Annotated in this window: 22 protein-coding genes and 1 pseudogene; 10 read left to right on the plus strand and 13 right to left on the minus strand. The window is 60.5% G+C overall.

Features of this window, described 5'->3' with window-relative positions; translation table 11 throughout:
- Positions 1-2: 2 nt before the first annotated feature.
- Both purN and purM read right to left on the minus strand, forming a co-directional pair.
- Positions 3-653 (minus strand): phosphoribosylglycinamide formyltransferase, encoded by a 651-nt coding sequence (purN, locus tag B2D37_RS02815; RefSeq protein ID WP_079201291.1) that lies wholly within the window; start codon positions 651-653, stop codon positions 3-5.
- On the minus strand, positions 653-1,711 hold the full coding sequence (purM, locus tag B2D37_RS02820; protein WP_079201292.1) for a phosphoribosylformylglycinamidine cyclo-ligase: 1,059 nt from the start codon (positions 1,709-1,711) through the stop codon (positions 653-655). Before purM ends, purN begins: the two co-directional genes overlap by 1 nt.
- 199 nt (positions 1,712-1,910) lie before the next feature.
- Here purM and B2D37_RS02825 point away from each other — a divergent pair, with 199 nt between their 5' ends.
- The 3 genes from B2D37_RS02825 (at position 1,911) to hda (ending at position 4,877) form a co-directional block, all read left to right on the plus strand.
- Entirely contained in the window at positions 1,911-2,954 is a 1,044-nt protein-coding gene (locus B2D37_RS02825) for a DUF2066 domain-containing protein (RefSeq protein ID WP_079201293.1), read from the plus strand.
- A gap of 130 nt (positions 2,955-3,084) precedes the next feature.
- A complete protein-coding gene (locus B2D37_RS02830; protein ID WP_079201294.1) occupies positions 3,085-4,176 on the plus strand; it encodes an AI-2E family transporter in 1,092 nt (363 codons plus the stop codon).
- Positions 4,173-4,877: a DnaA regulatory inactivator Hda gene (gene hda / locus B2D37_RS02835; protein WP_079201295.1), complete on the plus strand. Its 705-nt coding sequence runs from the start codon at positions 4,173-4,175 to the stop codon at positions 4,875-4,877. Before B2D37_RS02830 ends, hda begins: the two co-directional genes overlap by 4 nt.
- A 185-nt stretch (positions 4,878-5,062) precedes the next feature.
- On the opposite strand, the gene B2D37_RS02840 is transcribed toward hda, so the two are convergent.
- Genes B2D37_RS02840 through arsC form a run of 3 tightly spaced genes read right to left on the minus strand, consistent with a single transcriptional unit; the run spans position 5,063 to position 6,421 of the window.
- Positions 5,063-5,473 carry a DUF2069 domain-containing protein gene (locus tag B2D37_RS02840; RefSeq protein WP_079201296.1) on the minus strand — a complete coding sequence of 137 codons (411 nt, stop codon included), beginning with the start codon at positions 5,471-5,473 and terminating at the stop codon, positions 5,063-5,065.
- Entirely contained in the window at positions 5,466-6,071 is a 606-nt protein-coding gene (gene wrbA / locus B2D37_RS02845) for an NAD(P)H:quinone oxidoreductase (protein ID WP_079201297.1), read from the minus strand. Before wrbA ends, B2D37_RS02840 begins: the two co-directional genes overlap by 8 nt.
- Positions 6,068-6,421, minus strand: coding sequence for an arsenate reductase (glutaredoxin) (gene arsC / locus B2D37_RS02850; RefSeq protein ID WP_079201298.1), 354 nt, complete (start codon positions 6,419-6,421; stop codon positions 6,068-6,070). The genes wrbA and arsC overlap by 4 nt, the downstream gene beginning before the upstream one ends.
- 121 nt (positions 6,422-6,542) lie before the next feature.
- Here arsC and B2D37_RS02855 point away from each other — a divergent pair, with 121 nt between their 5' ends.
- Entirely contained in the window at positions 6,543-7,763 is a 1,221-nt protein-coding gene (locus B2D37_RS02855) for a virulence factor BrkB family protein (protein ID WP_079201299.1), read from the plus strand.
- A gap of 157 nt (positions 7,764-7,920) precedes the next feature.
- Positions 7,921-8,127, plus strand: a complete 207-nt coding sequence (locus B2D37_RS02860; RefSeq protein WP_079201300.1) for a hypothetical protein — start codon at positions 7,921-7,923, stop codon at positions 8,125-8,127.
- A 159-nt stretch (positions 8,128-8,286) separates the two neighbouring features.
- Here the strand turns inward: B2D37_RS02860 and B2D37_RS02865 are convergent, their stop codons facing one another.
- Both B2D37_RS02865 and B2D37_RS02870 read right to left on the minus strand, forming a co-directional pair.
- Positions 8,287-8,679, minus strand: a complete 393-nt coding sequence (locus B2D37_RS02865) for a hypothetical protein (protein ID WP_079201301.1) — start codon at positions 8,677-8,679, stop codon at positions 8,287-8,289.
- 127 nt (positions 8,680-8,806) lie between these two features.
- Positions 8,807-10,216, minus strand: coding sequence for a PilZ domain-containing protein (locus B2D37_RS02870; protein WP_079201302.1), 1,410 nt, complete (start codon positions 10,214-10,216; stop codon positions 8,807-8,809).
- Positions 10,217-10,246: 30 nt separating this feature from the next.
- On the opposite strand from B2D37_RS02870, the gene B2D37_RS02875 reads away from it, so the two are divergent.
- Both B2D37_RS02875 and B2D37_RS02880 read left to right on the plus strand, forming a co-directional pair.
- Positions 10,247-10,726, plus strand: a complete 480-nt coding sequence (locus B2D37_RS02875) for a TlpA disulfide reductase family protein (protein ID WP_256573142.1) — start codon at positions 10,247-10,249, stop codon at positions 10,724-10,726.
- A gap of 4 nt (positions 10,727-10,730) precedes the next feature.
- Positions 10,731-11,006: an acylphosphatase gene (locus B2D37_RS02880; RefSeq protein ID WP_079201303.1), complete on the plus strand. Its 276-nt coding sequence runs from the start codon at positions 10,731-10,733 to the stop codon at positions 11,004-11,006.
- Positions 11,007-11,072: 66 nt separating this feature from the next.
- Here the strand turns inward: B2D37_RS02880 and B2D37_RS02885 are convergent, their stop codons facing one another.
- From B2D37_RS02885 to B2D37_RS02895, 3 genes are read right to left on the minus strand one after another with little or no spacing between them, the layout of a single operon-like run.
- Positions 11,073-11,645: a transglycosylase SLT domain-containing protein gene (locus B2D37_RS02885; RefSeq protein ID WP_079201304.1), complete on the minus strand. Its 573-nt coding sequence runs from the start codon at positions 11,643-11,645 to the stop codon at positions 11,073-11,075.
- 8 nt (positions 11,646-11,653) lie between these two features.
- Entirely contained in the window at positions 11,654-12,607 is a 954-nt protein-coding gene (locus B2D37_RS02890; RefSeq protein WP_079201305.1) for a hypothetical protein, read from the minus strand.
- Between the two features lie 25 nt (positions 12,608-12,632).
- Positions 12,633-14,348, minus strand: coding sequence for a proline--tRNA ligase (locus tag B2D37_RS02895; RefSeq protein WP_079201306.1), 1,716 nt, complete (start codon positions 14,346-14,348; stop codon positions 12,633-12,635).
- A gap of 114 nt (positions 14,349-14,462) precedes the next feature.
- On the opposite strand from B2D37_RS02895, the gene B2D37_RS02900 reads away from it, so the two are divergent.
- Entirely contained in the window at positions 14,463-14,870 is a 408-nt protein-coding gene (locus B2D37_RS02900) for a PaaI family thioesterase (protein ID WP_154067152.1), read from the plus strand.
- 96 nt (positions 14,871-14,966) lie between these two features.
- On the opposite strand, the gene B2D37_RS02905 is transcribed toward B2D37_RS02900, so the two are convergent.
- Positions 14,967-16,244, minus strand: a complete 1,278-nt coding sequence (locus B2D37_RS02905) for an OprD family porin (protein WP_079201307.1) — start codon at positions 16,242-16,244, stop codon at positions 14,967-14,969.
- Between the two features lie 744 nt (positions 16,245-16,988).
- Here B2D37_RS02905 and B2D37_RS02910 point away from each other — a divergent pair.
- Positions 16,989-17,414: an HIT domain-containing protein gene (locus B2D37_RS02910; protein WP_079201308.1), complete on the plus strand. Its 426-nt coding sequence runs from the start codon at positions 16,989-16,991 to the stop codon at positions 17,412-17,414.
- A 3-nt stretch (positions 17,415-17,417) separates the two neighbouring features.
- A complete protein-coding gene (locus tag B2D37_RS02915) occupies positions 17,418-17,624 on the plus strand; it encodes a SlyX family protein (protein WP_079201309.1) in 207 nt (68 codons plus the stop codon).
- A 199-nt stretch (positions 17,625-17,823) separates the two neighbouring features.
- Here B2D37_RS02915 and B2D37_RS23295 read toward each other — a convergent pair whose 3' ends face one another.
- A complete protein-coding gene (locus tag B2D37_RS23295; protein WP_177345259.1) occupies positions 17,824-18,048 on the minus strand; it encodes a cold-shock protein in 225 nt (74 codons plus the stop codon).
- Between the two features lie 63 nt (positions 18,049-18,111).
- Positions 18,112-18,447 (minus strand): annotated as a pseudogene (locus tag B2D37_RS23970) (cold shock domain-containing protein membrane protein); the annotation flags it as partial.
- Positions 18,448-18,482 lie beyond the last annotated feature (35 nt).

An 18,482-nucleotide genomic window follows, 5' to 3' on the forward strand; every position in this document is an offset into this window, starting at 1 on the left:
TCCTAGGTGCGGATCAGGTGACCGGTGTTCGGCAGTGGCTGGCCATCCAGCATTGCGCCTTGCGTATCCAGACGCAAGCGGCCTTCGGCGAACCAGCGCACGGCCAGCGGGTAGATCAGGTGTTCCTGCTCGTGTACCCGTTGCATCAGGTTGGTGAGTGAGTCGTGTGACTCTACCGGGATCACTGCTTGTACGACCAGAGGGCCACCATCGAGTTCCTCGGTGACGAAGTGCACGCTGCAGCCATGCTCGCGGTCGCCCGCCTCGAGTGCCCGCTGGTGGGTATGCAGGCCCTTGTATTTGGGCAGCAGCGAGGGGTGGATGTTGAGCAGGCGTCCGCCGTAGTGGCGGACGAAGTCGCTGCTGAGGATGCGCATGAAGCCGGCCAGCACCACCAGCTGCGGCTCGAAGGCGTCGATGGCCTCGATCAGTGCCGCATCGAAGGCTTCGCGGCCGGTAAAGGCTTTGTGGTCGAGCACACAGGTATCAATACCGGCAGCCTTGGCGCGTTCCAGGCCATAGGCGTCGGCGCGGTTGGAGATCACCGCGCGGATGCGCAGCGGATTATCGCCCGCCTGGCTGCTGTCGATCAGCGCCTGCAGGTTGCTGCCGGAGCCGGAGATCAGCACCACTACATTGCAGGCGGTCGGCATTAATGGCGCTTCAGGTTGTTCAGCACGACCCGCTCGGCGCCTTCGGCGGCAGCCGCAATCTGACCGATCAGCCACGGCTGCTCGCCGGCATCGCGCAGGGTCTTGAGGGTGAGTTCGACGTGATCCTGGGCCACGCAGATAACCATGCCGACGCCGCAGTTGAGCACGCGGTGCATCTCGGTTTCATCGACATTGCCTTGTTCCTGCAACCAGTCGAATACCGCCGGGCGCGTCCAGCTGGCCACGTCGACCACGGCCTGGGCGCCGTCCGGCAGCACGCGCGGGATGTTGTCGAGCAAGCCGCCGCCAGTGATATGGGCCATGGCCTTGACCGCGCCGGTGTCCTTGATCAGCTTGAGCAGCGGTTTGACGTAGATGCGCGTCGGTGCCATCAACAGGTCGGTCAGTGGCTTGCCGTCGAGCTGGATGGTTTCGATATCGGCGCCAGCGACTTCGATGATCTTGCGGATCAGCGAGTAGCCATTGGAGTGTGGACCGGAGGACGGCAGGGCGATCAAGGCGTCGCCGTTGGCCACCTTGGAACCGTCGATGATTTCGGCTTTTTCCACCACGCCGACACAGAAACCGGCCAGATCGTAGTCTTCGCCTTCGTACATGCCCGGCATTTCCGCGGTTTCGCCACCGACCAGCGAGCAGCCGGCCAGTTCGCAGCCGGCACCGATGCCGGTGACCACGGTGGCGGCCACGTCGACATTGAGCTTGCCGGTGGCGTAGTAGTCGAGGAAGAACAGCGGCTCGGCGCCACACACCACCAAGTCGTTGACGCACATGGCGACCAGATCCTGGCCGATGCTGTCGTGTCGGTTGAGGTTCAGCGCCAAGCGCAGTTTGGTGCCGACGCCGTCGGTGCCGGACACCAGAACCGGTTGCTTGTAACCCGCCGGGATCTCGCAAAGAGCGCCGAAGCCGCCCAGCCCCCCCATGACTTCTGGACGCGCAGTGCGTTTGGCCACGCTTTTGATGCGTTCGACCAGGGCTTCGCCCGCGTCGATGTCTACACCTGCGTCCTTGTAGCTGATGGAGGGTTGCTTGCTCATAGATCCAGGCCTTTAAGGGGAATATCGGATGTGCACCGGCGCTGCGGCGGTCGGTCTGCGAAGGCGCGCGATTTTATCAGGCTTGCCGTGCAGCGGCCACCCGCGCCGTGCGGTGGTTGCCGGGGCACGGGCGGCTGTTTAAGGTATAAGGCTTGTACTACGGCCTGCCCGCCGCCTTCCGTCTGTCGAGAACCTATTCATGCGCCTGATCGCTCGTCTGTTAATCCTCAGCCTGCCACTGTTCAGCCTGTCCAGCGAGGCGGCAACGGTGAGTGACCTGTACCAGGTGCGCGAGCCGGTTACCAGCCAGCAGCCGGAGGAGCGTGACGCTGCCCTGGGTCGCGCCCTGCAGACCCTGGTGCTGCGCTTGACTGGTGACCGTGAGGCGGTGAAGAGCCCGGCGCTGGCCGAGTTGCGCAAGGATCCACAGCAGATCATCAGCCAGTATGGCTATGCCGAGGACAGCTTGCTGGTGGATTTCGATCCCGTCAGCACCGACCGCAGTCTGCGCCAGGCCGGGTTGTCGCTGTGGGGGGTCAATCGTCCGGCGCTTCTAGCCTGGTGGTTGAATGATGCCAGCGACGGTTCGAGCCTGGTCGGCGATGGCCAGAGCAGCGCCGCGCCGTTGCGTCAGGCGGCGCAACACCGTGGGCTGCCGCTACGCTTGCCGATCGCCGACTTGAGCGAGCAATTGCTGGCAACCGCCGAGAACCTTGGCGCGGCCGAGCCAGAGGCGCTGCGTACGGCGTCCGAGCGTTATGCCGCCGATGCCCTGCTGGCCGTGCAGGCGCGTGAAGATAACGGTCAGTGGCAGGCCCAATGGCGTCTGTGGTTGGGCGATGTGAGCGAGCAAGGCAAGGCCAAGGGCGCCGATCAAGCGGCATTGGCCGATGCGGTGCTGTTGATGGTGAGCGAGCGGCTGGCACAACGCTACGTGGTTGCCCCAGGCGCTGCATCCAGCCTGACCCTGGAAGTGCAGGGCGCCGACCTGGCGCGCTATGCCGAGCTGCAGCGGATTCTCGAGCCCTTGGCTGCGCAGTTGCTCAAGGTCGAGGGAGACCGCCTGATCTATCGCATCAAGGCCAGTGCCGAGCAGTTGCGCGCGCAGCTGGCGCTGGTGCAGTTGCAGGAAGTGACGGATGCCCCCCAGTCAGTTGATGCCAGCCAGTCGCCGCAACAGCCGACCGGCGAGCTGGCGCCTCAGGTGTTACGGCGTGACGATGTGCTGCGTTTTCGCTGGTAGACTGCCGCCGGATACGGGGTAAGCCGCTGGAAATTTGCCGACGAATGCTGGGTGAAACTCCAGTTTGTACGTTCACTTGCAGGCTTTCATGGCCTGCAGATTGTCTGGTTGCACCACTCGAGGGTTGAGCATGATTGATTCACGTCGCTGGCTATGGATAGCTGGGCTGCTCTTGCTCGGCTGGCTGCTGTATCAGTTGCAACCGATTCTCTCGCCGTTCCTGATTGGCGTGCTGTTGGCCTATCTAGGGGATCCGCTGGTCGATCGGCTCGAGCGCTGGAAGCTTTCGCGCACCTGGGGCGTGATCGTGGTCTTCGCTCTGTTCAGTCTGATCCTGGCGATTTTGCTGCTGGTGCTGGTGCCGATGCTCGGCAAACAATTAATGCGCCTCTACGAACTGGCTCCACAAATGCTCGACTGGACGCAGCACCAGGCGTTGCCTTGGGTACAGGCCAAGTTGGGGCTGAATAACGGCTTCTGGCGTTTCGATCAGCTCAAGGCGGCATTTTCCGAGCACCTGGGTCAAACCACCGATATTCTCGGCATGCTGCTATCGAAGGCCACTGCCTCGGGCTTGGCCCTGCTGGCTTGGCTGGTCAATCTGCTGCTGATCCCGGTGGTCAGCTTTTATCTGCTGCGCGACTGGGACCTGATGGTCGCCAGGTTGCGTGGCTTGTTACCGCGCACCCGTGAAGGTCTGGTGGTGAAACTGGCCAGCGAGTGTCACGAAGTGCTCGGCGCCTTCCTGCGCGGGCAGCTGCTGGTGATGTTGGCATTGGGGGTGATGTATGCCGTCGGCTTGATGCTGATCGGTCTGGAGCTGGGGCTGTTGATCGGTTTGTTGGCCGGCTTGGCCAGCATCGTGCCGTACCTGGGTGTGGTGGTGGGGATCGGCGCGGCATTGACCGCCGGCCTGTTCCAGTTCGGTGGCGATTTCTATCCATTGCTGGCGATTGCCGCCGTGTTCAGCGTCGGCCAGATGCTCGAAGGTATGTTGCTGACGCCCTGGCTGGTCGGCGACCGCATTGGCTTGCATCCAGTGGCGGTGATCTTCGCGATCATGGCCGGCGGACAGCTGTTCGGCTTCACTGGCGTGCTCATGGCCCTGCCGGTGGCCGCGGTGATTATGGTTTTAGTGCGCCATGCACATGATTTGTATAAACTTTCCGATCTTTATGGGGAACCCCCCAGCGCTTCAGATGAGCCGCCCAGCCCTGCATGAGACCGATTCAACTACCTTTAGGTGTGCGTCTGCGTGATGACGCCACCTTTGCCAACTACTACCCCGGTGCCAATGCCGCGGCGCTTGGCTACGTCGAGCGCCTGTGCGAGGCGGATGCTGGCTGGGCGGAAAGCCTGATCTACCTCTGGGGCGGTGCGGGGGTGGGCCGTACCCATCTGCTCCAGGCGGCCTGTCTGCGTTTCGAGCAGCTCGGTGAGCCCGCGGTCTATCTGCCGCTGGCTGAGTTGGTAGCGCACGGCCCGATTATGCTGGACAACCTGGAACAGTTCGAACTGGTCTGCCTCGATGACCTGGATGCCGTTGCCGGACTTAGCGATTGGGAAGAAGCCCTGTTTCACCTGTTCAACCGCTTGCGCGACAGCGGCCGGCGCTTGCTTCTGGCCGCCAGTCGTTCGCCGCGCGAGCTGCCGGTCAAATTGGCCGACCTGCAGTCGCGCCTGACCTTGGCGCTGGTCTTCCAGTTGCAGTCGCTGTCCGATGAAGACAAGTTGCGCGCCCTGCAACTGCGCGCATCGCGCCGCGGCCTGCACCTCAGTGATGAAGTCGGCCGCTTTATCCTGACGCGGGGCGAGCGCAGCATGAGCGCGTTGTTCGAGTTGCTCGAACGCTTGGATCAGGCCTCCCTGCAAGCCCAGCGCAAGCTGACCATTCCCTTTCTTAAAGAAATTCTGGGCTGGTAGGCATCCGCCGGCAAACCCCGCCTGGCATTGCGGGTGACTGCCGCTGCGATGCCGGATTACGCGACGCTCCGCGCCCGTGTCGCCGCTACGCCGGTGGCAGGCGTCGTTAACCCAGCCAACAGGCCGCGATCTTGGCGCAACTCATCCGGCGAATCAGCCTAGGTTTCTCGGATCTATTGCGGGTCTCAATTCTCTCCGGCGAGCTTGCGGTCGTACTGGAAGCACCAGCGGGTATACATCAGCGCGGCGCAGAACAGGCTGACGCTAAGCAGGGTTTGCGCCCAGCCAAACAGTGCCTTGGACGGATCAAAGGCGGCCAGTACCCCCTGAATGAAGTACAGGTTGACCACGAAGCAGGTCCAAGCGTGGGCGCGGGCGTTGCCGAGGATCAGGCCGGGGGCGAGGAGTAGCAAAGGCGCCAGCTGGAAGGCCAGGATCACCCACAGCAGTTTGTCCGGTATCTCGGCGAACATCAGGTTCCATACCAGCAGCAACACCGCCAGGGCCATGAAGCTCAACAGGCTGATGGCGCGGCTGACGGCCATGCGCGGCTTTAGCCAGTCGAGTGACGGTAGGGGTTTGGGGGTTTTAGCCACGGGCTGTCTCCAGTTTCACTGCAGTCTGCGCCAGGCGCTGGCCCAGTACGCGGCAGAGGGTGATTTCATGTTCGTCGAGGGCGCGCTTGCCGTCGGCACCTGCATGGTGGCTGGGGCCGTAAGGCGTGCCGCCGCCGCGGGTCTTGAGCAGCGCGGACTCACTGTAGGGCAGGCCGGTAATCAGCATGCCGTGGTGCAGCAATGGCAGCATCATCGACAGCAGGGTGGTTTCCTGGCCGCCGTGCAGGCTGGCGGTGGAGGTGAATACGCCCGCCGGTTTGTCGACCAGGCCGCCGCTCAGCCACAGGCTGCTGGTGCCGTCGAGGAAGTATTTCAGCGGCGCCGCCATATTGCCGAAGCGTGTCGGGCTGCCCAGGGCCAGGCCCGCGCAATTCTTCAGGTCGTCGAGGCTGGCGTACAGCGCGCCTTCGGCGGGAATCTGCGGGGCTACCGCTTCACACTCGCTGGAAATTGCCGGTACCGTGCGCAGGCGCGCCTCCAGGCCGGCCATTTCCACGCCACGGGCAATCTGCCGGGCCATGTCGGCAGTGGCGCCGTGGCGGCTGTAATACAGCACCAGAATATAGGCTGCGCTCACGGCAGGATCTCCAGGACTTTCTCCGGCGGCCGGCCGATCACCGCTTTGCTGCCGACGATCAGGATCGGCCGCTCGATCAGTTTCGGGTGGGCCACCATGGCCTCGATCAATTGCGCCTCGCTCAGGCCGGGGTCGGCCAGGTTCAGCGTGCGGTAGTCGTCTTCGCCGCTGCGCAGCAGTTGCCGGGCGCCGATCCCGAGTTTGCCGAGCAAGTCGCTTAATTGGGCGGCGCTGGGCGGGGATTCCAGGTAACGCACGATGGTCGGCGTCAGGCCGCGCTCTTCGAGCAGTTGCAGGGCGCCACGGGATTTCGAGCAGCGAGGATTGTGATAGAGCGTCAGATCGGTCATATGCGGGTCGCATCTTGCGGCAGGTGGCGGCTATTCTAACCGCGTCGGCGTCCTAGTCTGAACAGGGCGGTGTGTTTGTGGTCTGCTATGGGGCCAGTTGGCTAATCGCTAAGGAGTGGGCATGCGTCAGCGCTTGAATGACTGGTTGGAATTCTGGCGCTTCCTACTGCAGCGCTTTCTCGCTGATCGCGGCGCCAACAATGCCGCCGCGTTGACCTACACCACGCTGTTCGCGGTGGTGCCGATGATGACCGTGACCTTCGCCATGCTCTCTGCCGTACCGGCATTCCAGGGCACGGGGGAGCAAATCCAGACGTTTATTTTCCGCAACTTCGTCCCCTCGGCCGGGGAAATGGTCCAGGAGTACCTGCGCAATTTCACGGCCCAGGCCCGTCAGTTGACCTGGATTGGCGTGGTGGTGCTGGCGGTTACCGCCTTTCTGATGCTGGTAACCATTGAAAGGGCCTTCAATACTATCTGGCGGGTACGTCAGCCGCGCCGGGGTGCCTCGAGCTTTCTGCTGTATTGGGCGATTTTGAGTCTGGGGCCAATCCTGCTCGGCGCCGGCTTCGCGGTCAGTACCTATATCGCTTCGCTGTCGCTGATCTCTGGGCCTGATGCGCTGATTGGCGCCAAAACCTTGTTGAGTTTTGCACCGCTGCTCTTCAGCGTGGCGGCCTTTACCTTGCTCTATGCCACGGTACCCAATGCGCGAGTGCCGGTTCAGCATGCGCTGTTGGGCGGGTTGTTCACCGCCGTGTTGTTCGAGGTGGCTAAAGCGCTGTTCGGGCTCTATGTGCAGCGGTTTCCGGGTTATCAGTTGATTTACGGGGCCTTTGCCACGGTGCCGTTGTTCCTCCTGTGGATCTACCTGTCTTGGTTGATCGTTTTGTTTGGTGCCGAATTGGTCTGCAACCTGAGCTCATCGCATCAGTGGCGCAAGCTCGCCATACCGCGGTTGTTGGTGGTGATGGGGATCTTGCGGGTGTTTTATGCGCGTCAGCAGTCGGGCCTGAAAGTACGTCATCGCGATGTGCAGCGCCTGGGCTGGCAGTTGCCGGAACATGAGTGGGAGGAGGTGCTCGAATTCCTCGAACAGCAGCAGTTGGTCGCGCCGACCACTGCAGGGGCCTGGGTGTTGATCCGTGATCTTGATCATTACAGCCTGAAGCAGCTGTTGAGCCGCAGTCCCTGGCCGCTGCCACAACTCAGCCAGCTGCCGGAACAGCTCGATGAGCCCTGGTATCCAGCGCTGCGCCAGGCGCTGGAGCGGCTGCATGAGGAGCAGGCAGTGCTGTTCGATGGCAGTCTGGCGGACTGGCTGAACCCAGTGACCGAGTGACAAAAAGCGTCAGTTTGCGGCGTGGCGTCGGTATCCAGCTACAAGCATTGGTACGGTAAGTCTCGCAGTCGGGCGCAAGGAGGGTGGCACGCTTTTGGCAATCGTTATGGCAGATTGCAATCAGGTTAGCGAAATTGATGGGAATTGAAGGCGCTGCATGACAATTGAACGTTTTAGCGAAGCCACTCATGGCAAGGTGATCCACTTGCATCAACGCGATCCGCAAGAAGCGCTGGAGCGACTGAATCGGATTACCGGGCTGCATTTTGCACGCTGGCCCGAGTCGCTGGTGCCTCATCCCCCAGAACCCGCAGCAGAACCGCCAGCCGAGCAAAGCAGCTGTGCAGTGCGCGTCGGCATCTGAGCAAAGCAAAGGCTAGGTAACCGTTACGTGTTGCGCGCAAACGTAGCGGCGATGGATTAACGCGTAGCGCCGCGCGGTCCACAACAGCGAGTTGCAACAGTTAACGGGTACATAGCCAAAGCAAAACCCTGCAGTTCGCCGCGGCGGCGATCTGCAGGCTCAGGCTGAAACCTGACGGCTGCCTTGGTGGCTTGCTTCGACCGCCTGTATGAACAATTCTTCGACCACCAGGGTCGTCGCCGGTACTGCTGAGCGCAGGCGTATCTGCATATCTTCGATCTTCTGTTTGACCGGGAGTCGGGCGACGCCAGACAACAGGATCTTGCTGTGCAGGCTGACCTTGCCGTGATCCACGCTGACCTCGCGGCGCTTGTCGCCATCACGGTAGCTGACCAGCAACGATACCGGCAGATTGGCCAGCCCCGGCAGTTGCAGCCAGGTGGCGATGTTGTATTCGGCTACACGTCCTTCGTAGGGCGTGACCAGTAGACGGGCAGCATCGACGATGCGTGATGGCGCAGGGCCGATCAACTTGTCGTGGGCGTTGGTCATTGTGCTGTTCCCTAGCTAATAGCGGAGCGTATCGAGACGATGGGCTGCGAATTATAAGCAGGGGTGTGCCGAGCAAACTGTGCGCTCGGCCGCCGCTCGCTGTGATCCGTCTCGCAGTTCCTGTTGTTTAGGTCAGCAGCAGTGGGTGGCGCGTGACCGAAGCGGTGCTGAGGGTGGCCGCAGGGAGTGGCATGATCACCTGGTTATGCACGTTGGCATGCTGCAACCAGAGATTTTCCCCTTCGCCAAATTGCCCATTGGGCAGCCACAGGCCATGATGCCAGCCATTGCCGGGTGCTGGTGTGCTCTGCAAAACGCCTTGGTGAGTTTGTGCGCTGGGGGTGCGGCGCAGCCAGACCGGTTTCGCCAGGCCTTTCAGGTAGTGCAGGCCCAGGTGCAGCCCCTCGATATTGAGATGACGCCAGCTCACCAGCGCCAGAAGCGGTATCGGGCTGCTGGTCAGCAAGAGCACCAATTGCCCCACGGATATGTGCGCCGCTTGGTCGGGTTGGCACAGCAGGCGTGCGCCACCTGCGCTGGCATCGAGCATCTGGGCTGCCAAAGGGGAAGGCCGCTGCTCCAGCAGTTGGGCGTGGATGGCTGGCAAGCCAACCAGCAGCTTGCAAGCCACGTCAAACTCTTCGCGAGGGTAGCGGCGTTGTTGCTGGCCCATCCAGTGATGCTGAACGCGCTCGAGCAGTTGGCGCTCGCTGGTGCTCTGCAGTGGGGCTGGATCATGCAGGGCGACCAGCAGGGCGCCTAGTTCGAAACGCCGCAGGCAGTCGCGGCTGCCATCGGGTTGTTGCGCATAGCCGAGACAAGGCTGCGACTCCGTCAGGTCGACGATAGGCGCTTCGCTGTCGCCCTCGTCATCCCAAGGCCGCAAACGCGCCAGGCCTGCCAGGGGGGCGAGGGCACCAAACAACTGCGGGCTTTCGCCCTCGGCAAGGTGAAAGGGGTTGCTCAAGGCGAGCAGCAGCATCTGCTGGTACAGGCCGCGCAAGGTGCTCGCTGGCTTTGGCTGGAAGGCAGCCGCGACCGGTTCATCCAGGCACTCCTGATGTTCACCGATCCAGTACAACAGATGGCTGTCGCGCCATAGGCTGGGCGGGGAATCCTGATACAGCTGGTAGTGACGTAACAGGCTCTGCGCGAGGAAATGCAGGGCCATATACAGACACCAGGCCAAATGTGGGCGCGAGGGTTGCCGGCCTTTGAGGATTTGCAGCAACAGGCGTTTGAAGCCGATAGCCAGCTCGTTACACAGGCGCACGAATAGCGGCGATGGCGGCTTGCCTTTAAGGTAAGCCGCGGCATAGTGGCGATATTCATCGCTGCAGTTTTGCAGCGCACGTTGCCTTTCGAGTAAGGTCATGGCACTGCGGTTGAGCCGGAACAGCAGGCTAAGCACCTGTTGTAGCGCATCCTCGTGCTGCAGCAAGCGAGCTTGGGCTAACCGCTCGGTGAGGTCGGGCAAAGGCGCCGCGTCTTCTTCGCGGATGTCCGGCACTTCAAGGCGCAAGGCATCTAGCGTCATATCAACCCAATGTGGACGAGGAGCGAATGCATGGGAACGCGACTCCAGGTTGTTATTCGTACGGTAATGGGAGTTTGCGCCGGCTTGATTCTGGCTGGTTGCGCCGAAGATGTTGGCGTCGACCAGCATGGACGAAAGGTACCGGCTGAGCGTCTGGAAGGCCAGTGGTTGGTGATTAATTACTGGGCCGAGTGGTGCGCGCCCTGCCGTAGTGAAATTCCCGAACTGAATGCCCTGGCCGTAGAGCTTGAGGCGCAGTCGGTAAGTGTCTTGGGGGTGAACTTTGACGGCTTGCAGGGCGCGGAATTAGCCAAGGCGTCAGATGCGATGGGGATTGAGTTCACTGTGCTCGAGCAAGACCCGGCGGCGCGTTATGGGTTGCCACCCAATGCCGTGCTGCCAGTCACCTATATCGTCGATGATCGGGGGCAGATGCGCGAACACTTGCTTGGCGAGCAAACGGCGGCCGGGCTAGCGGCGCGGGTGCAGGCTTTGCGTAATGGAGACTAGTGGCATGCAGCGAATTTGTTTACACGGTTATGTCAGCGGTCGGGTGCAGGGGGTGAGCTTTCGCCAAAACACCGCCACGCAAGCCGAGCGCCTGGAGCTGGATGGCTGGGTGCGCAACCTGAGTGATGGCCGGGTCGAGGTGTTGTTCGAGGGCGAGGAGGTGGCCGTGCGTGAGCTGGCTCTGTGGCTCGAAACGGGGCCATGCACTGCCAAGGTCGTTGCACTTGAATTGGCAGAGCAACCCTTGCAGGGGATTGCCGGGTTTGTGGTGCGCGGCTGATCGGCTGTACGGCTTGTCGGCTCAGGGATTGTGCTTGCGTGTTGGGCGCTGCGGCGCTCGGCTCGCTCAGGGTTTGACGTACCAGAAGTCGTGCCAGAAACCGATGACCTTGGCGGGGTAGGTCTGCTTGCCGAGGCTGCCGTTGTAGCGGGCCAGGGCGCGGCTCAGGTCGCCGTTCTCTTTGCGCAAATAGAAGCTGAGGATGGTGCAGCCGTAGCGCAGATTGGTGGCGTTATCAGTGAGGTTGTCCTGCGGACGACCGAGTTCGGCTTTCCAGAAAGGCATAACCTGCATCATGCCCTGGGCGCCGGCCGAGGAAATGGCGAAGCGGTCGAAATGGCTTTCGGTGTGGATCAGGGCCAGGACCAGATCGGGACGCAGGCCGGCCTTGCTGGCTTCGCGATGCACCAGCCTGAGCAGGGTCAGGCGTTCTTTGGCGGCAGGGATATAGCGAGTCATGCGGGTCGACATGTCCAGCAGCCAGACTTCCGCATCGAAGCGGTCTTGAAAACTATCGGCTTCGGCCACTGTGCGTTGCAGCAGATCCCGCAGTTCCGGCTCGGGCGCCTGGCGCAGGTTGGCATGGCTGGGCAGGCACAGCAGCGCGATCACAAATGTCAGGTACAGGCGCACTGCCATGCTCCGGTTCAGTCGTTGCCAGGATCGGCGACCAGGCGCCCGGCGTCCTGCGTCAGCGCCTGGAGAAAGCTCTCCTGCAGTTCGGGATCGTTACGGGTCAACTCGATCAGGCTCTGTTCCAGTTCACTGGCTTCTTCTTCCAGGCCCAGCTCGGACAAGCGCTTGACCCGATGCACCCACTGTTCGACATCATCGCCTTCCAGGTCGTCGTAGATCAGCGTGTGCGCTTCCTGCAGCTTGCCGCGCAGGGTGAGGCTGACCAATAAGGAGGCATCCGCTCGGGTCGAGCCTTGCGGGTCTGCGACACTCAGCTGCAAGGTGCCAATACGGCTGACATCCTGCTCGGCAAAGGGGCTGTCGAGCAGGTTGAGGTGCAGGACACCATTGCGGTCGGTCAGTAGCTCATGGGTTTGCTCGCCGGCTTTGACCAGGACCGAGCGCTCGGCCCAGGGCAGGCTGGAGTATTCCATGCGGGCGTCCTGGCGCTGCTCGTCGAGGCTGGCGAGGTTCTGCTGCGAGCGGCCGTTGGACTCGACGTTGATGAACGGGTTAAGCCCGGCAAAGCCATAGCTGATCCAACCTTTGGTGGCGCTGTCCGGCAGGCTGCCGAGCAAGACCACGTTGAGTGCGTTGGCGCCGATGCCGGCGACTACGGCAACGGCGCCCAGCGGAATTTCGTAGAGTTCGCGCCAGGGTTGGTAAGGCGTGTAGCGGTCGTAGCGACGGCTGACCTCGAATGCGGTCACCTCGAAGGTTTTCTGTTCGTGCACCCGCACCCGCCGCTGCGGTAGTTCCAGTACGCGTGGCTCGCCTACGTCTATTTGCAGGCTGTGATCCAGCAGTTTGCGCTCGACACGCTCCTCATGCTCGCTGCGTTGCGGCAACTGGTTGGCGCAGCCACTGAGAAAGAGGGCGCCGCAGAGTGCGGCGCCGACGCGGCCTAAGGTGCTTCGTGTGTACATGACGGCTCTTATGAAAAGGCTGAAATCAGCGGCGGATACGTGCTTGGATGAAGGGCAGAATGTCGGTGACGGCAACCACTTGAGCCTCGGTTTCCTGGCGGCTCTTGTATTCCAGATTGCCTTCGGCCAGGCCGCGATCGCTGATCACGATGCGATGCGGGATGCCAATCAACTCCATGTCAGCGAATTTGATGCCCGGACTGGTCTTTTTGTCACGGTCATCGAGCAAAACTTCAAAACCGGCAGCGGTCAGGTCGGCATAGAGTTGGTCGGTGGTTTCACGCACTGCCTCGGTTTCATAACGCAATGGCACCAGGGCGATCTGGAAGGGCGCCAGCGTGTCGTTCCAGAGAATGCCGCGCTCGTCATTGTTCTGCTCGATGGCGGCGGCCACCACGCGCGTTACGCCGATGCCGTAGCAACCCATGGTCAGGGTCGCTGGCTTGCCGTTTTCGCCCATTACGGTGCAGTTCATCGCCTCGCTGTACTTGCTGCCCAGCTGGAAGATATGCCCGACTTCGATGCCGCGCTTGATCTCCAGCGTACCTTGGCCATCCGGGCTCGGGTCGCCAGCGACGACGTTACGCAGGTCGGCGACGATCGGCAGTGGCAGGTCGCGCTCCCAGTTCACGCCAAAGTAGTGCTTGTCGTCGATATTGGCGCCGATGGCGAAATCGCTCATCAGGGCGACCGAGCGATCGACAATGCACGGCAGTGGCAGGTTCAGTGGGCCCAGCGAGCCGGCACCGGCGCCGATGGCGTCGCGCAGCTCGGCTTCCGAGGCCATAACCAGCGGACTGGCCACGTGCTCCAGGTTGGCAGCCTTGATCTCGTTCAGCTCGTGGTCACCGCGAATGATCAGGGCGATCAGCTTGCCGTCTTCGGCGCCATGCACCACCAGCGTTTTGATGGTCTTTTCGATGGGCAGGTTGAAGCCTACGACCAGGTCATTGATGGTCTTGGTGTCAGGTGTGTCAACCAGGCGCATTTCTTCGCTTGCTAGGCCACGGGCGGTTTCGCGCGGAACGGCTTCGGCTTTCTCGATATTGGCGGCGTAATCGGAGCTGTCACTGAAGGCGATATCGTCTTCACCGGAGTCGGCCAGGACGTGGAACTCATGGGAGCCGGTGCCGCCGATCGAGCCGGTATCGGCCTGTACCGGGCGGAAGTTCAGGCCCAGGCGGGTGAATATCTTGCAGTACGCCTGGTGCATGCGGTCATAGGTCGCTTGCAGCGAGGCCTGATCCACATGGAAGGAGTAGGCATCCTTCATGATGAACTCACGGCCACGCATCAGGCCGAAACGCGGGCGGATCTCGTCGCGAAACTTGGTCTGGATCTGGTACAGATTGAGCGGCAGTTGCTTGTAGCTGCTCAATTCGTTGCGAACGAGATCGGTGATCACTTCTTCGTGGGTCGGGCCAACGCAGAACTCGCGACCGTGACGATCCTTCACTCGCAGCAACTCTGGGCCGTATTGTTCCCAGCGGCCTGACTCCTGCCACAACTCGGCAGGCTGAATCGCTGGCATCAGCACCTCTAGGGCGCCCGCAGCGTTCATTTCCTCGCGGACGATGGCTTCCACCTTGCGCATGACGCGCAGGCCCATCGGTAGCCAGGTATACAGGCCCGAGGCGAGCTTGCGGATCATGCCGGCGCGCAGCATGAGCTGGTGGCTGATTACCACGGCATCGGAAGGAGTTTCTTTGAGTGTCGAGAGCAGGAACTGACTGGTGCGCATAGTTGGCCGTTCTGTCGGTTGCAAGGGCTTTTAATAGGTCGGCATTGTACGGTGCCTGTACTGTTGCGTACAGGATGCAGGTAGGTGGTTCAAGAGGAGGTAAGAGTGACGGTATTGACGGCGGAACAGGTTCAGGCGCTGATTCGGGCTGGGTTGCCGATCGCGGAAGACATCGAGCTGTGCATTGATCGGCTGGATGCGCAGGGGGTGCTGGCACGGGTGCCTTTCCACGCCAAGCTGATCCGCCCGGGCGGCACGTTGTCGGGGCCGACCATCATGGCGCTGGCGGATGCGGCCATGTATGCGGTGGTGCTGGGGCGTTTGGGGCGGGTGGAGATGGCGGTGACGTCAAACCTGAATATCAACTTTCTGGTCAAGCCGAAACCGGTAGATCTGTTGGCCGAAGCGCGGATTTTGCGGTTAAGTCGGCGGCAGGCGGTTTGCGAAGTGTCGCTTTATTCATTGGGTAATGCAGAAGAGTTGGTGGCGCATGTGACCGGAACTTACGCATTGCCACTTTGATGACTGCTGGTTTAATAGTGGTCAATGTGTATTGAACAAGCAAAAAAAGCCCGGCAGAAGCCGGGCTTTTCATATCGCTAACGAATTACAGCTGAATTACAACACGCTCAGCGGGTATTCGACGATCAGGCGGAAGTCATTGACGTCGGAGCTGTAATGGGCATTCTGTGCGCCGTTGGCGCGCCAGGTGGCATTACGCACGCGGAAGGACAGGTCCTTGGCGGCACCTTCCTGGATCACGTACTTGGCTTCGATGTCCAGTTCGTGCTCTTTGCCTTCGCCGGCACCGACTACACCCGTTTCGATATTGTCGCCATAGATGTAGCGAGTCATGAAGCTCAGGCCCGGTACGCCGTAGGTGGCCATATTCAGGTCGTAACGAGCCTGATAAGAGTGCTCATCCTGACGGTCGAAGTCGGAGAACTGGACCGAGTTGGCCAGCCAGATAGTACCGTTACCGTCAATGCCGTAAACATATGCGCTGTCACCAGAGGAGCGCTGGTGAGCCAGGGTGAATTTGTGTGCACCCAGGGAGTAAGCAGCAGCCAAGCTCCAGATCTTGTTATCGACAACGCCGGACAGCTTGCGGCCTTGATCGTTAGTTTTGTAAGCGTTGAAGTCGAAGTTCAGGGCCTGATCTTCTGCCAGTGCAAGATTGTAGTTCAGGTTGACATACGTTTTCTTGAAGTGATCTTCGACATCGGAGGCGTGAATGGCGCCGCTGAAATTGTCGGTGAAGCTGTAGCTGGCGCCGACAATGTTGGCTTCGTTCAGGCCGAAGGTGTCGCGATCGGTGCTGGTTTGGCTGCTGAGGGCGGTGAAGCGACCTGCGGTCAACTCCAGGCCTTCGATTTCGTTGCTGGTCAGCAGGGTGCCAGTAGCAGTTTCAGGCAGGATGCGGCTGTCGTCAGTGCTGAATACCGGGCTGCCGACGAACTGGTTGCCGTATTTCAGTACGGTGTCGGAGATGCGGAACTTGATCGCGCCGCCAACTTCGGTCTGGGTGTCGTCACCGCGACCTTCGTCGGTGGTGTCGAACTGGCCAGTGCCATTGCGGCCACGGCCGCCGTCAATTTTGATGCTGCTCAGGCTGTGTACGTCGACGCCTACGCCTACGGTGCCTTGAGTGAAGCCGGACTTACCCAGAAGGCGGATACCCAGACCGGCTTCTTCGCGGTAGCCGTTATCGCCAGTGCCGGCAGTGTTGCTGGCGCCGTTACGGAAGTCGCGGTTCTGATACAGGATACGGTTGAAGATATTAAAGGTGCTGTCTTCAAGAAAGCCCTTGGATTCGGACTGGCTGGAGGCCATGGCCATTTGGGTACTGCCCGCTGCTACTGCGAGGGCGATTACGCTCCACTTCATCACTTGCATCGTGATTGCTCCTTTGGTTTAGAAAAGTTGCGCTGTCCAGTTGATTGTTATATGGACAGCTCTTTCTTTTTGTGTCGGCGCTAACTTATAGCACGCAGCTAAAGTTGGCGATAGTTGCAATCTACTCCTTGCACTTTGTTCACGGTCATGTCGCAAAAGACGATGAAGCATGTCGCAATTCTGTAGATCCCCACGTGTATTTTGCAGCGCTGACGAATTCTGCAATTTCGGTTGCTGGCAGCCGGGCTTTGTTGCTCGGTGGCACAGTATCCCCTGCGTCGCAGTAGCCTAAGGCAAAAATCGTGCTCAAAATTCTGAGTTTTCATCATGGGTTGAGCTTTTGCCGGGGCTAGGCTTCTTCTGGCGAGCAATTGTAAAGGCGTTGTCGCCAGGTTTCATAGGGGTTGCAGGCACTCCTTGTCGCTTGTTCACGCGGCGAAGGGGTGGCTGGTCTGGCGTCTGTTGCTGAGTGTTTGACAGCATTCTGCTGGGGAGGGCGGGTTGCAGCGGTAACGCCTGCAGGGCTTTCCATTACGGTAGGAAACAAACTGTGCGCAATAATGGTGCGTGCTCTGATGGCGTGTGCTGCTGTATGGCGAGCTTGTGGCGCCTTTGCCGTGATCGAGTGCGCAGGTGAATCTACTGCGGCTCCCGCGTATCCTGCTGGCCCGTCGCGTAGCATGTCGGGTTTGTGCTTATGGCACTAAGCTTTGTCTATTCAATGGTCTGGCAGGAGGGTGGCCTATGTTCGTTTTGGATCCGCGTTTGCAGCAGGACACTCTGCCGGTAGGCGATTTCGCGCTGTGCCGTTTATTGTTGATGAATGACGCGCATTACCCCTGGTTTGTCCTGGTGCCCAGGCGCGAAGAGGTGAGCGAACTGTTTCAGCTCGACGCATTGGATCAACAAGCCTTGTGGCAAGAAGCCACGATGTTGGCAGAAACGCTGAAGGATGCCTTTGGTGCCGACAAGATGAATGTCGCAACCCTGGGTAATGTGGTCAGCCAGCTGCACATGCATGTGATTGTTCGGCGTCGTGACGATGCAGCCTGGCCAGCGCCGGTGTGGGGTAAGCTGCCTGCGCAGCCGTATAACGATGAGCAGGTGCTGGTGATCAAGGACAGGTTGCGTCTGGTGTTGGCTGATAATTTCTGTTTTATCGAGGGCTGAGGGATGGACGCGGAACAACGAATCACCGATCTGGAAAGCCGGCTGGCTTTTCAGGATGACACCATTCAAACGCTCAATGATGTACTGGTGGCGCAGCAGCGGGAATTGGAGCGCTTGCAGTTGCAGGTTGCGGCCTTGGCCAGGCGTCAGGAGGAAGTCGGCGGGCAGCTCGACTCGGCTGAAGAGGAGGCGCCACCGCCCCACTATTAATTAGTGGTCTGTACGGTTAGTGGGTTAACTCAAAATCGCCGGCTTGAGTCTTGGCTCTGGGAGGCCCGGCCTCCTGCAAGGTTCCGGACAGGCTTAAGCCGTTGGATAAACGGATTACCCGATCAGGTCACTAGAACCGTCTTATACGTCTTATAAACAGAAAAGCCCGCATTGCGGGCTTTTCTGTTTTGCGCCGGAATTAGCGGCGGGCGGGGGTGGCGGCAATCACATCTTCCGCTTGCAGGCCCTTGTCGCGTTGCATGACGGAGAATTCGACGCGCTGGCCTTCGACCAGTACCCGATGCCCTTCGCCACGAATTGCGCGGAAGTGCACGAAGATGTCGTCACCCGAGTCGCGGGAAATGAAGCCGAAACCTTTGGATGTATTGAACCACTTAACTGTGCCGGTTTCCCGATCGGTCATGTTATGCGTTGTGGCAGCGGCGTTGTCGCGGACTTTCAGGCGCAGGTTGGTCGCCAGGTGCAGCAGCACTGCGGCGAGCACGGTGAGCAGGCTGAATAGGGTGGCGGGCAGATCGACAATCGTTGGTAGAGGAGCCAGCAGGATCAAGGCTTGCAGCAATGTGCCCAATATCAGCAAGGCAGAAACCAGGTTTTGCAGTTGATGGCGCAGGTCGGCATGCCAGATAGGCAGTTGCGGTGCCAGGATCAAGTTAAGTAAGCCGAACAAGGCAAGGCTCAAGGCCTCTGGCTGTTGCAGAAATGGCAGGGTGTCATTGCTGAGGCTTGGTACAAATGACAGCAGCAGGGCGGTGAAGCCCGCTAGCAGGTGGACGATTTTCAACATATTCAATGAGCTCATTTATTAAAAGGATCGCAGGAAGAGCCGATTGCACA

The organism is Pseudomonas sp. CC6-YY-74, assembly GCF_002025205.1.
GTDB lineage: Bacteria > Pseudomonadota > Gammaproteobacteria > Pseudomonadales > Pseudomonadaceae > Aquipseudomonas > Aquipseudomonas paeninsulae.